This is a genomic window from Jidongwangia harbinensis (genome assembly GCF_020216025.1).
Lineage (GTDB): Bacteria > Actinomycetota > Actinomycetes > Mycobacteriales > Micromonosporaceae > Actinoplanes > Actinoplanes harbinensis.
Map to the genome: position 1 here is coordinate 128,942 of NZ_JAIWNC010000012.1, position 12,491 is coordinate 141,432.

Sequence of the window (12,491 nt, forward strand, 5' to 3'; positions counted from 1 at the left end):
CATAGGGCACCATCGGACAACGCAGAATCGGCCGAACGGGTGACGGCGATCCGCCCTTATCAGGCCAGACTGTCCGGATGCGACCTGCCGGTTTCCTCTCCGAGCGTCAGCGCCGCTTCGCCTGGCTCGGCTTCCTCCTCGCCGCGTTCCAGGCCCCGATGGCGGCCAAGCTCATCGACGACGCTTCCTGGCTCTTCGCCGTCGTGGTGGCCCTTCTCGTGGCGACGGTCATCATCGCCGACGACTCGGCCCGCCGCCGCCCCGCCGGAGTGGAGGCGGAGTAGTAGTCAACGCGCCTCGTGGCCGGCACGGCCGTGGGTACGGCGCCGCTCCTTGAGCTCCGCCTCGTACAGGTGCCGCCGCCCGCCGGCCAGCTCGTCCCGCGCGGCCTTCTCCACGTCACGGAACTCCGCGTAGTAGGTGTCGTCGTACTCCTCCACGATCTGGAACGTCCAGTGGCCGGGGATCACGTTACGGCCGATCAGGTCGCGCTCGATCCGGTCCGCCGTCGCCTGGTGCCCGGCCTTGCGGAACAACGACACCGCCTCGTCCAGCATGAAGTCGGCCGTGCCGGTGAGCTGGTGCATCGAGTACAGGTGTCCGCGTACCCGCTCGACGGTCTCCAGCGCTTCGCTCAGCTTGCCCAGCGCCTCCACCGTGACGTCGTCCAGCCCGTCCGGCCGGCGGTGTGCCGCGTCCGGCCCGTCCGGGTTCCCCATGGTTGTCGCCTCTCGTCCGCTCCGTAGCTCCGCTCCTCCTTTCCCGCCCGGCCGCACTTCAACCGGACTGCACCGGTCGGGAGAACCGTTGGCTACCCCGGCCTCCCTAACGTTTCTTCTCATGAATGGCCTGTTCAGCGGCGCTGCCGCCCGCGCTGCAATGCGCTCCGCCCACGCCTGCCTCGACGAGCTGACCGCCACGGTCGGCCGCACCGGCTTCGCGGCCAGTGCCCACGACCCGGCCCTGCTGGCCGCGATCGACCAGCACGCCGCCGGCATCCGGGACAGCCTCTCCGGCGACACCCGGCCGCTCACCGCGGTGATCCTCGCCGCGTACGCCGAGGGGGTGCGCGACGCCGCCTTCAAGCACGGCTGGACCGCGCCGGCCGGCGAGATCGACTGGTCCCGCCCGGACTGGGTCCTGCACCGGCTGCTGGCCGTGTGCGCCCTGTCCCGCGGCCTGTCCGCCTGATCTGTTCGTCGTCCGCCACAGGCTGTTCTTCCTGCACACAGGGCCGGTCCGGGTTCACCGGGCCGGCCCTCCGTCTGTCCGCCACGACCCGGGCGACGCCCGTCCGTGGTCCCCAGGCACGCAGCGCGCCGCTACGTCACACGCCGCACCGCCCGGCGACACCCCCTGCGTGACTTCCGGGCGCGCAGCGCGCCGCAACTCCACACGCCGCACCCCCGCCACGCCCGTGCGTGGCTTCCGGGCACGCAGCTCGCCGCTGCACCACACGCCACACCCCCGCCACGCCCCGCGCGTGGCTTCCGGGCACGCAGCTCGCCGCTGCACCACACGCCACACCCCCGCCACGCCCTGCGTGACCTCCAGATGCGCAGCGCGCCGCAACTCCACACGCCGTATCGCCCGGCGACGCCCCTGCGTGACTTCCGGGTGCGCCAACTGCGCCACACCACTGTCGGGCGACGCCCTGCGTGGTTTCCGGGCACGCAGCGCGCCGCTACGCCACACGCCACACCCCCGCGACACCCCTGCGTGACTTCCGGGCACGCAGCGCACCGCTACGCCACACACCACACCCCCGCGACACCCCCGCGTGATTTCCGGGCACGCAGCGCACCGCTACGCCACACACCACACCCCCGCGACACCCCCGCGTGATTTCCGGGCACGCAGCGCACCGCTACGCCACACGCCACAGCCGAAAACGGACACATCGGGCTGCGTCGCCGGTGGAAGCGGCGAAGTCGTGCAGCTGTGGTCGATATCCGACCTCAACGTCACAAGATCTACCGGCAACCGAAGCGCACGCTGTGGTCGACCCGGACGGGATGACGGTGCCCCACCCTCAGCCGCGCACGGGCGACAAGGCCGAGGCGACCGTAGTGGGAGCAGACCCGATAGGCCCGCGGCTCCCGCAATGACGCGCGGGGCTGGACGTAGCGGCCGTCAGCGCCGCTTGCGGGGCGCCTTGGGCGGATCGGTGTCGTCGTCCGGCAGGGTCATGGTGTCGTCGGCGGCCGTCGCTCCGGCCGGCGGCAGCACCTGCGTCTCGTCCGCCTGCCGGACCACCACCTGGGTGTCGTCGGCGTCGGCGGTCGGCACGACCTGGGTCCGCTCGCTCTCGTCGTCGATCCGCACCTCGGCGGTGTCGAAGTCGTCCTCGCGGTCGAAGCCGGGAATGAGGTGCGGTCGCTCGTCCTCCAGCGGCAGGTCCACGGCCGTATCGGTGAGCCGGCGGCTGCGCTCGGCCTCGGCCACGGAGATCACCTGGGTCTCCTCGGCCGCGGCCGCGTCCAGCGCGCGCTGCCGGGCCGCCTCCGCCTCGGCCTCCCGCGCGGCGGCCTGCCGGGCCTCGTCCGCCCGGCGGGTCTCCTCCGCCTGCCGGTCGGCGGCCGCCTTCCGCTCCGCCTCGGCGGCACGGGCCTGGCGCTCTTCGTCGGCCTTGCGGGCCGCCTCCTGGCGCTCCTCCTCCGCCTTGCGGGCCGCCTCCCGGCGCTCTTCGTCGGCCTTGCGGGCCGCCTCCTGGCGCTCCTCCTCAGCTTTGCGGGCCGCCGCCTGGCGCTCCTCCTCGGCCTTGCGCGCCTCTTCGGCCCGGCGGTCTTCCTCGGCCCGGCGGGCCTCCTCGGCCTTCCGCGCTTCCTCGGCCTCGCGGGCGCGGCGCTCCTCCTCGGCCTTGCGCGCCTCCTCCGCCTCGCGGGCCCGCCGCTCCTCCGCCGCCTTCCGCTCCGCCTCGGCCGCCTGTGCCGCGCGGGCCTTCTCCTCGGTGTACGCGCGGGCCTGTTCCCGGATGACCGCGGACTCGGCGGTGGCCTTCTCCAGCCACGCCTCCCAGCGGTGCTGCATGGGCCGGATCAGGCCGCCACCGACACCCACGATGATCACGCCGGCGACCGTGGCCAGGACCGCGATGAGGACCGGCTGGGTGACCGCGGTGGCGATCCGGACCTGGTCCAGCGCGGCGATCACGCCGAGCGCGATGATCAGGATGGACGCGGCCCGGGCCAGCAGCCGGCCGTAGGTGAGGCCGCCCAGGGCGCTGATGATCAGGTCGTGCGCGGCGCCGGCGACGGCGGCGGCGACCACGATGATGACGATCGCGACGAAGGCGCGGGGCAGCCAGGCGATGACCGAGGTGAGCAGGTCGCTGACGGCGTTCGGGCCCCAGATGCCGAAGGCCAGTTGGAGCGCGAACAGCAGCACCGCGTAGAAAGCGATCTTGGCGCACAGGTCACTGGCGGTGATGTTGCTGCCGCGCAGGGTCCGGCCGACCGCGCCCTTGTCCACCGCACGGTCGAAGCCGACCCGGTGCAGGGACTTCGCGACCACGGTGCGGGCCAGGCGGGCCAGCACGTACCCGATGATCAGAATCGCGAGGAAGGCGAGCGCCGCCGGCAGGAACAGCAACACGCTCCGCCACATGTCGCTCAACCCTTGGCCAAGGCCGTCCCCGGTCATCTGCACTCCTCACGTCCGTCTGCGGGCGACGAGACGCCGGCCCGCGGCCGACGAACCGCCGGCCCACACCGAACGATAGGCGGACCGGTCATCCACCGCGCCGTGTACCCATCGCGCTTCACCCCTGGACGGGGGTATCCGCGCAGCTCAGCGCGGCACGCAGAAACGATCGAAAAGATCGTTGCCGGTCACCGGATGCGGGTGATCCGGGCACCGGGTACGGATCCGCCGGAGCCTGTCGTACAGTCAGTAATCGGACGGTCGGCTAGTGCGGCATCGTCCAAACGGACGAGGAGGGATACGCTCTTCCCATGGCCGGCACGGGAGGCGGGGGTACTTCCGCGATGACCGCGCTGCCCAGCCAGGCAGACGTGGCGGACCGCGACGCACCCGGTTGCGCAGCGCTGGTCCGCTCGTTCGCCTGGCAGGATACCCCGCTCGGAGCCATCGACACCTGGGACTCGGTGGTTCGCGGGACGGTCGAGGTGCTGCTCGCGTCCCCGGTACCGATGGCCCTGGTCTACGGCGACGACTACGTGCTGATCTACAACGACGCCTACGCGGACCTGATCGGCCCCCGGCACCCGGAGGCGATGGGCCGCCCGGCCGCCGACGTGTTCGGTGACCTGTGGCGGGCGCCCGGTGTCGGCCCGGTGATCGCCGACGTGTACCGCAGCGGCCAGTCGTTCCTCGAGGCGGAGACCCCGGTCTCGGTGGCCCGCGGCGCGGCCGGCCGGATCGAGCAGGCGTTCTTCACCCGCGGCCATTCCGTGGTGCGCGACCGGCACGGCACCGTGGTCGGCGTGCTCACCGTGGCCGCCGAGACCACCCAGGTGACCCGGCGGCTGCAGAGCCTCGGCGAGCTCACCGCCCAGCTGGCCGGCGCGCTCACCATCGACGACGTGGCCCGGGTGGTGCTGTCGTACGCGATGGCGTCCTTCGACGTGGACCACTGCGTGTTCGCGGTCGACGACGGCACCGCCTACCGGTACGTGCGGCGGATCCGCGGCGAGATGCTGGACGAGGCGGACGAGCGCCTGCCCCCGGTCTGGAAGCGCACCCGGCCGGGCGTCGAGTCGCCGCTGTCCGTCGCGGCCGAGTCCGGCCGGTCCAGCTTCCAGGCGGACGGCGCACCGCTGGCCGAGGTGGCCACCGACCGGCACGAGCGGCGGATCCGGGCGCTGGCCGCGTTGCCGCTGCGCCCGCCGTCGCTGCGCGGCGCGCTGACCATGGGCTACCGCTCGGCGCACGCCTGGCCGCCGGCCGAGCGGGCGCTGCTGAACGCGGCCGCGGAACTGGTCGGGCAGGCCGCCGAGCGGGCCCGGCGGTTCGAGGCGCAGCACGGCACCGCCCAGCTGCTGCAGCGCAGCATGCTCCCGGAGCACCTGCCCGAGCTGGACACCTTCCGGATCGCGGCGCGCTACGACGTGGGTGTCGACGGCAACGCCGCGGGCGGCGACTTCTACGACGCGTTCGAGCTGGCCGACGGCCGGCTCGCCATGGTGCTCGGCGACGTGGCCGGGCACGACGTGCGGGCCGCCGCGGTGATGGGCCAGGTCCGGGCCGCCCTGCGCGCGCTCGCCCTGACCGATCCGGCCCCGCCGAGCGTGCTGGCCGGCCTGGACCGGCTGGTCGGCTCGCTGGGCGCGGAGTCGCGCAACAACGAGATCTTCGTGACCGTGGTGTACGGCGTGCTGGACACCGACGACGGCACGATCACGCTGGCCAGCGCGGGACACCCGCCGCCGGTGCTGCGCCGCACCGGCGTGGCGGAGGAACGGGCCACGGCCGAGCTGGTGAAGGTGCCGCCGGGTGCGCCGCTCGGGCTGGGCGGCCGGTGGCAGACCGGTCAGGTACGCCTGGAGCCCGGCGACTCGATCCTGATGTTCAGCGACGGGGTGGTGGAGCGCCGCGGCCGGACCCTGGCCGACGGCCTGGACGACCTGGTCACCGCGACCGCCCGCGCGTCCAGTGGCGATCCGCGCAACCTGTGCGCGCTGGCCACCGCGGCGGTGGCCGGGCCGACCGACGACGACGTGGCGGTGCTCGCGGTGGAGCGGGCGGTGACCATGAGCCGCTCGGCCACCATGCAGGTGGCCGCGGAGCCGACCGGGCCCAGCCGGGTACGCCACTGGATGTCCACCCGGCTGCGCGAGTGGGGCGTCCCGGAGACGGTGATCGGCGCCGCCGTCCTGTGCACCAGCGAGCTGACCACGAACGCCCTGCTGCACGCGGGCACACCGGCACAGGTGCATGTGGACCTGAGCGCGGAACGGCTGCTGGTCTCGGTGGCCGACACCGGCACCCGGGGCAGCGTCACCCGGGCCCACACCGACGCGCTGAGCAGCCGCGGCCGTGGTCTCGGCCTGATCGAGGAACTGAGCGACTCGTGGGGCACCGACCCGACGGTGCGCGGCTCCACGGTCTGGTTCGAGATGCTGCTGCGCGACTCCCGGCCGCGGTGACCACGCACGACGGCGGCCCGGTTCAGGGCTGACGCCACCCGTTCCCGGTCAGGTGTGAGCCGCCCTGCGGGCCCATCAGCAGCATGCCGCCGTCCACCGGCCAGGACGCGCCGGTCACGTACGACGCGTGCGGACCGGCCAGGAACGCGACCACCGCGGCCACCTCACGGGCGTCGCCGGGCCGGCCGAGCGGCACGCCGGGACGGTCCTGAGTGGCCGGATCGACGTCCTCCTGCCCGGTCATCGGCGTGGCGATCTCGCCCGGGGCCACCGCGTTCACGGTGATGCCGTACGCACCGAGTTCCTGCGCCATCACCTTGGTGAGCAGGCCGAGTCCGCCCTTGGCGGCGCAGTACGCGCCCGCGCCGACCCGCGGCTGCGTCTCGTGCACGCTGGTGATGTTGATGATCCGCCCACCGTGGCCGGCCGCCACCATCCGCCGCGCGGCCCGCTGGGCGCACAGGAACGGACCGTCCAGGTCGACCGCGAGCACCCGGCGCCAGTCCGCCCAGCCGGTCTCGAGCACCGGGGTGGCGAAGCCGACGCCGGCGCAGTTGACCAGCACGCCGACGCCGCCCAGCGCGTCCGCGAGCTCGTCGACCACGTCGGCCGCCTCGGGCAGGCGGGTGAGGTCGAGGTCCCGGATCTCGGCGCGCCGGCCGGCCCGGCGTACCTCCGCGGCGGTGTCCTCGGCGTGCGCGTCGTCGCGGTGCCGGGTGACGCCGATGTCGTACCCGTGCCCGGCCAGCGCCACCGCGACGGCCCGGCCGATGCCCGACTCGGAACCGGTGACGATCGCGATCGTGGGATATTCCGTGCGGTACCCGCTCATGTGCGCCCGGTACCCGCCCACGCCGTACCCAATCACCGGGGGCCGGCCGCCGCGCGGGGGCATGTTTTGCCGGCACGCTGGGCAGACCCCACCTGTGCAGACGTCTGATGTGGTTTTCGCGGTGATCGGTCTCGGCGCGTTGCTCGCCGGGATCCTGCCCCGGCTGCTGGAACGCCGGCCGCTGTCCATGCCGATCGCGTTCCTGGCGCTCGGCATGCTGGTCTTCGCGCTGCCGCTGGGCCTGCCCGACGCCGACCCGCTGGCCCATCCCAAGGTGACCGAGCACCTCACCGAGATCGGCGTGATCGTCGCGCTGATGGGCGCCGGCCTGAAGATCGACCGGCCGCTGACCCGGCGCGGCTGGACCTCCACCTGGCGCCTGCTCGCCATCGCCATGCCGGTGACCATCGCGGCCATGGCGTTGCTGGGCTGGTGGTGGGCCGGCCTGGTGCCGGCCACCGCGATGCTGCTGGGCGCCGCGCTGGCGCCGACCGACCCGGTGCTCGCGTCGGACGTGCAGGTGGGCGAGCCCACCGACGCCGAGGACTCCGAGGACGAGGTGCGTTTCGCGCTGACCTCGGAGGCCGGGCTGAACGACGGGCTGGCGTTCCCGTTCGTGTACGCGGCCATCGCGATGGCCGGTACCGCCGGCGTGGGCTGGGTCGGCGAGTGGGCATGGCAGGACGTGCTCTACAAGATCGCCGCGGGCGTGGTGGGCGGCCTGGTCGTCGGCCGGCTGCTGGGCAAGCTCTTCTTCCGGGCCCGGAAGGAGGCCCTGCGCCTAGCCCGGCACTCCGAGGGTTTCCTGGCGCTGGCCGCGACGTTCCTGGCCTATGGCCTGGTGGAGGTGATCGGCGGGTACGGCTTCCTGGCCGTGTTCGTGGCCGCGCGGGCGATCCGGGCGGCCGAGCGCTCGCACGAGTTCCACCAGGTGCTGCACGACTTCGCCGAGCAGACCGAGCGGCTGCTGACCGTCCTCTTGCTGCTGTTGTTCGGCGGCGCCGTGGTGGGCGGCCTGCTGGCGCCGCTGACCTGGCCGGCGGCGCTGGCCGGGCTGGCCCTGATCTTCGTGATCCGGCCGGTGTCCGGGTTCGTGTCGCTGCGCGGTGCCCCCGGGCACACCGCGGAACACTGGGTGATCGCGTCGTTCGGAATCCGTGGCATCGGGTCGTTCTACTACCTCTCGTACGCCCTCACGCACGCGCCGTTCCCGGGCGCCGATCTGGTGTGGGCGACCATCGGGTTCGTGGTGCTGGTGTCTGTGGTGTTGCACGGAGTAGCCGCCACGCCGGTCATGCGACTCCTCGATCGTGCCAATGAGCGCACCGAATCAGCACAGCCAGTGAGCAAATCGGCCTGAGTAAGAATAGATTTCCGACATTGAACCCCGACATGGTTGCGGACCGTATCTGGTGACGTAAGGTGATCGGCAATCGGCGACGTCCACCATGGAGCAGTACATGCGGATCAGAGGCTTCGCGCCGGCGACCCCCTGCTGGGTCGAACTGGCGAGCGCAGAACCCGGCCGGGCGCAGGACTTCTATGCCGCCCTGTTCGGGTGGGAACCCGCCGGTGACCGTTTCCGGCTCGGCGGGCGCGCGGTGGCCGGCCTGACCCGTACCCGGCCGGGACGCCCGGCCGGCTGGCTGACCTATCTGGCCACGCCGGACCTCGGCGCGGCGGTGCAGCGGTTCGCCACCTCCGGCGGCCGGTGCCTGAGCGGCCCGGTGGCCGGCCACGGCGGTCAGGGTGCGATCGTGGCCGACCCGTCCGGTGCCACGCTCGGGCTCTGGCAGGCGGCCGGCTTCACCGGCGCCCAGGTGGCCGGCGAGCCCGGCACCATGGCCTGGCCCGAGCTGCTCACCGACAACCCGGTCGCGGCGGCCGACTTCTACGGGCGGGCGCTCGGGTGGCTGCTGCGCGACGGCACGGAGTGGCTCAACCCGGCGCACGACGCGGTGGCGGGCCTCGCCTCCGGTGGCCGTACCGGGCGGTGGCGCTGCGCGTTCGAGGTGGCCGACTGCACCGCCGCGGTGGCCGCGGCCGAGGAGCTCGGTGCCCGGGTGCTGGTCGACCCGACCGAGATGGGCATCGGCAGCTACGCCGAGCTGCTCGACCCGTGGGGCGCCCCGTTCGCGGTGGCGGCGCCGACCAGCCGGCCGGTCGAACTCACCCTGTCGTGGAACGCGCTGACCGGAATGGAACTGACCTTCCCGGGGTAGTGGTACGCCTGTACGAATACCACAGCGAGGAAGGGCGGGCGTGATGGCCGACCCCACGGTCGAGAACGACACGGGCTCGAACACGATCAAGGACCCGGACGACTGGACCACGGGCGACGAGCCGGCCACCGGAGCGCAGGAGTCGTACCTGCACACCCTGGCCGGGGAAGCGCATGAGGACGTACCCGAGGGCCTCAGCAAGGCGGACGCGTCACGCATGATCGACGAACTGCAGGAGAAGACCGGCCGCGGCCGCTGATCGTCATTCGCACCGAAAGGGCCGCCCCGGAGCGGGGCGGCCCTTTCGCATGCCCGGGTACGTCAACCAAGGTTGACAGCACCGGGCGTGTCAACGTAGGTTGACGTCATGACCGAAGCAACGGATCTGGCGGCCGCCGCCGGAAGTGCCGACCCCCGCGTCGGCCTGCGGGCGGTCGTGGCGCTACGCCGGCTGCTGGAGGGCCTCGAGCAGCTGCAGGTGGCCAACGCCCGCCGCAAGGGCTGGTCCTGGCAGGAGATCGCCGACGCACTCGAGGTGACCCGCCAGGGCGTACACAAGAAGCACGCCGGTCGCGTGCCCATGCAGGACCCACGGGAGGGCTGAGATGTTCGAGCGATTCACCCACGCGGCCCGGGAGGCCGTGATCGGGGCACAGCACGAGGCCCGCGAGCTCGGGCAGTCCCCGATCGGCACGCAACACGTCCTGCTCGCGCTGCTGGCCGACCACACCGGCCCGATCGCCCTGGCGCTCCGCGACTCCGGCGTCGACCAGCGGTACGTCCGGGCCGAGATCATGCGCCGCGTCGACCCCGGCCCGCCGGGCGACGGGCCGCCGCCCACCGACGCGGACGCCGAGGACGCGGCCGCACTCAAGGCGATCGGCATCGACCTGGACGCGGTCCGCCGAGCCATCGAGCAGAACTTCGGCCCCGGTGCGCTGCGGCTGCCCCGGGACGTGCCGCGGAAACGGCGTGGCCTGTTCGGCCGGCTCTACGGCGGCGGGCACACCCCGTTCTCGCCGCGGGCGAAGAAGGTCCTGGAGTTGTCGCTGCGCGAGGCTGTCCGCCTGAAGCACAACTTCATCGCGCCGGAGCACATCCTGCTGGGCCTGCTCCGCGAGGGGAACGGCCTGGCGGCGCAGATCCTCGCCGCGGCCGGCGTGGATTTCGACCGGCTCCGGGCGGACGCCACCCGCGCGCTCCGGGACCAGGCGGCCTGACGCCGGCCCGGAGGCGGGATTCCCGCCGGGCCCACCGGGGTACAGCTGCGGCGCAGCCCTGGTGCACCCCGGAAGGAACCGCATGACCTATCGAGTGGAGTACAACGGCGGCGACCTGGAGGTCAGCACGCTGGACGCGGCGCTCGACAACGCCAAGCACGCGATCGCGGCGGACGTCGGGCCGATCAGCGGCTGGACCGTGGAACACGACGAGACGATCAACGACTGGTTCGTCCAGGGCGTGCGGGACGGCACGCCGATCGGCCCCACCGCGGTGGTCACCGGCCCGGAGCCGGTGGCGGCCGGGCAGGTCGACGGCGGCACCGGCGACGACACCGACGGCTGGGTACGGCGGGTGTCCTTTCCCGGCATCACCCCGGCCGAGGCGTTCGGTGCCGCCGCGGTCTGGCTGGGTGCCCGGACGCCGGTGCTCACGGTCACCGACGTGAGCTGGCAGCCGGTACCGGGCGGCGGGCACGAGCTGCGGATCTACTACCGGGACGCCCGTTCCTGAGCCGATGACCGCCGGTCCCGGTGGCGCATCGGCGCCGCCGGCCGGGCGGGGCCGGGCCCGATGGCGCGGCTCGCCGGCCGCGCCGGTGCGGCGTCCCGCGGGCCGGGACCGGGCACGGATCACGTATCCGTGTGCGAGAACCCTAGTATTTAAGATTTGAAACAGTTATTGTCTGGTACGTGGCCGAACCATTGACCGAGAAGCAACAGGTATCTTGGCGAGCCTTCGTCGAGAGTAGCTGGGCGCTGCACACCCGGCTTGAGGACGAACTGCGCGCCGCCACCGGATTGAGCATGTCCGACTACCACGTCATGGTAGTGCTCTCCGAGTCGCCCGGACACCGCGCCCGGATGGGCGAGCTGGCCAGTCGCCTGGTCTTCTCGCCGAGCCGGCTGACGTACCAGATCGGCTCCATGGTCAAACGCGGCCTGGTCCTCAAGCAGGCGTGCCCGGACGACGGCCGCGGCCAGGAGGCCGTGCTCACCGACGCCGGCATGGACGCGCTCGTGGCCGCGGCGCCGCTGCACCTCAAGACCGTACGGGACAGCTTCATCGACCACCTGGACGACGACGAACTCGCCGTCATCGGCCGGGTGTTCGCGCGAATCAGGGAGGCCTGAACCATGCCCGCGATCACCGTAGACGACGTCCTGGTCCTGCCCCGGCTCCCCCGCCTCGACCAGGCCACCACGGCGTACCGCCCGGTCCGCCGGCTCACCACCGCGCCGAGCGGCTACGAGGGCGAGGGCTTCCCGGTGCGCCGGGCGTTCGCCGGCGTACCCGTGACCGAGCTGGACCCGTTCATCCACCTGGACCAGATGGGCGAGGTGGACTACGCCCCCGGCGAACCGAAGGGCACGCCGTGGCACCCGCATCGCGGCTTCGAGACCGTCACCTACATGATCGACGGGGTGATGGACCACCAGGACTCGATGGGCGGCGGTGGCACCATCACCGACGGCGACACCCAGTGGATGACCGCCGGCGGCGGCATCCTGCACATCGAGGCGCCGCCGGAGCGGCTGGTCACCAGCGGCGGGCTGTTCCACGGACTGCAGCTCTGGGTCAACCTGCCCCGGGCGGCGAAGATGATCGCGCCGAAGTACCAGGACCTCCGCGGCCGCGAGGCGGCGCTGCTCACCACGCCGGACGGCGGCGCCCTGATCCGGGTCATCGCCGGTGAGATCGCCGGCCACCACGGCCCCGGCTCCACCCACACCCCGATCAACCTGGCCCACGTCACGCTGCAGCCCGGAGCCCGGCTCGACCTGCCCTGGCAGCCCGCCTACAACGCGCTGGTGTACGTCCTCGCCGGCCGCGGCACGGTCGGCACCGACCAGCGACCGCTGCACCAGGGCCAGCTCGCCGTGCACGGTCCCGGGGACGCGCTGACGGTCACCGCCGACCCGGCCCAGGACGCGCACACGCCGGCCCTGGAACTGTTCGTGCTCGGCGGGCAGCCGATCCGCGAGCCGGTGGCGCACTACGGTCCGTTCGTGATGAACACCCGCGCCGAACTGATGCAGGCGTTCGAGGACTTCCAGAAGGGGCGCCTCGGGGTGATCCCGGCCGGCCGCGTACCGCACACGGACTGAC

14 protein-coding genes are annotated in these 12,491 nt (G+C 73.0%); 11 read left to right on the top strand and 3 right to left on the bottom strand.

The window, feature by feature from the left end:
• The first annotated feature begins 77 nt into the window (after positions 1-77).
• Positions 78-284: a hypothetical protein gene (locus tag LDL48_RS18095; protein WP_225256320.1), complete on the top strand. Its 207-nt coding sequence runs from the start codon at positions 78-80 to the stop codon at positions 282-284.
• A 3-nt stretch (positions 285-287) separates the two neighbouring features.
• Here the strand turns inward: LDL48_RS18095 and LDL48_RS18100 are convergent, their stop codons facing one another.
• Entirely contained in the window at positions 288-719 is a 432-nt protein-coding gene (locus LDL48_RS18100; protein ID WP_225256321.1) for a hypothetical protein, read from the bottom strand.
• Positions 720-840: 121 nt separating this feature from the next.
• Here LDL48_RS18100 and LDL48_RS18105 point away from each other — a divergent pair, with 121 nt between their 5' ends.
• A complete protein-coding gene (locus tag LDL48_RS18105; protein WP_225256322.1) occupies positions 841-1,191 on the top strand; it encodes a DUF6401 family natural product biosynthesis protein in 351 nt (116 codons plus the stop codon).
• Positions 1,192-2,133: 942 nt separating this feature from the next.
• On the opposite strand, the gene LDL48_RS18110 is transcribed toward LDL48_RS18105, so the two are convergent.
• Positions 2,134-3,642 (bottom strand): mechanosensitive ion channel family protein, encoded by a 1,509-nt coding sequence (locus tag LDL48_RS18110; RefSeq protein ID WP_225256323.1) that lies wholly within the window; start codon positions 3,640-3,642, stop codon positions 2,134-2,136.
• Positions 3,643-3,953: 311 nt separating this feature from the next.
• On the opposite strand from LDL48_RS18110, the gene LDL48_RS18115 reads away from it, so the two are divergent.
• On the top strand, positions 3,954-6,107 hold the full coding sequence (locus LDL48_RS18115; protein WP_225256324.1) for an ATP-binding SpoIIE family protein phosphatase: 2,154 nt from the start codon (positions 3,954-3,956) through the stop codon (positions 6,105-6,107).
• Between the two features lie 22 nt (positions 6,108-6,129).
• Here LDL48_RS18115 and LDL48_RS18120 read toward each other — a convergent pair whose 3' ends face one another.
• The gene (locus LDL48_RS18120) at positions 6,130-6,939 is read right to left on the bottom strand and encodes an SDR family oxidoreductase (RefSeq protein WP_225256325.1); all 810 of its coding nucleotides are present in this window, start codon (positions 6,937-6,939) and stop codon (positions 6,130-6,132) included.
• A gap of 94 nt (positions 6,940-7,033) precedes the next feature.
• Between LDL48_RS18120 and LDL48_RS18125 the strand changes: the two genes are divergently transcribed.
• The 8 genes from LDL48_RS18125 (at position 7,034) to LDL48_RS18160 (ending at position 12,490) form a co-directional block, all read left to right on the top strand.
• On the top strand, positions 7,034-8,299 hold the full coding sequence (locus tag LDL48_RS18125; RefSeq protein ID WP_225256326.1) for a cation:proton antiporter: 1,266 nt from the start codon (positions 7,034-7,036) through the stop codon (positions 8,297-8,299).
• 100 nt (positions 8,300-8,399) lie between these two features.
• Positions 8,400-9,161, top strand: coding sequence for a VOC family protein (locus LDL48_RS18130; RefSeq protein ID WP_225256327.1), 762 nt, complete (start codon positions 8,400-8,402; stop codon positions 9,159-9,161).
• A 43-nt stretch (positions 9,162-9,204) separates the two neighbouring features.
• On the top strand, positions 9,205-9,420 hold the full coding sequence (locus LDL48_RS18135) for a DUF3072 domain-containing protein (RefSeq protein ID WP_225256328.1): 216 nt from the start codon (positions 9,205-9,207) through the stop codon (positions 9,418-9,420).
• Between the two features lie 108 nt (positions 9,421-9,528).
• The gene (locus tag LDL48_RS18140; RefSeq protein WP_225256329.1) at positions 9,529-9,765 is read left to right on the top strand and encodes a helix-turn-helix domain-containing protein; all 237 of its coding nucleotides are present in this window, start codon (positions 9,529-9,531) and stop codon (positions 9,763-9,765) included.
• A 1-nt stretch (position 9,766) separates the two neighbouring features.
• Positions 9,767-10,381 (top strand): Clp protease N-terminal domain-containing protein, encoded by a 615-nt coding sequence (locus LDL48_RS18145; RefSeq protein WP_225256330.1) that lies wholly within the window; start codon positions 9,767-9,769, stop codon positions 10,379-10,381.
• An 82-nt stretch (positions 10,382-10,463) separates the two neighbouring features.
• On the top strand, positions 10,464-10,895 hold the full coding sequence (locus tag LDL48_RS18150) for a hypothetical protein (RefSeq protein ID WP_225256331.1): 432 nt from the start codon (positions 10,464-10,466) through the stop codon (positions 10,893-10,895).
• 179 nt (positions 10,896-11,074) lie between these two features.
• Positions 11,075-11,515 (top strand): MarR family winged helix-turn-helix transcriptional regulator, encoded by a 441-nt coding sequence (locus tag LDL48_RS18155; protein ID WP_225256332.1) that lies wholly within the window; start codon positions 11,075-11,077, stop codon positions 11,513-11,515.
• 3 nt (positions 11,516-11,518) lie between these two features.
• Complete coding sequence (locus LDL48_RS18160) at positions 11,519-12,490, top strand: pirin family protein (RefSeq protein ID WP_225256333.1); 972 nt, start codon at positions 11,519-11,521, stop codon at positions 12,488-12,490.
• Position 12,491: the final 1 nt, after the last annotated feature.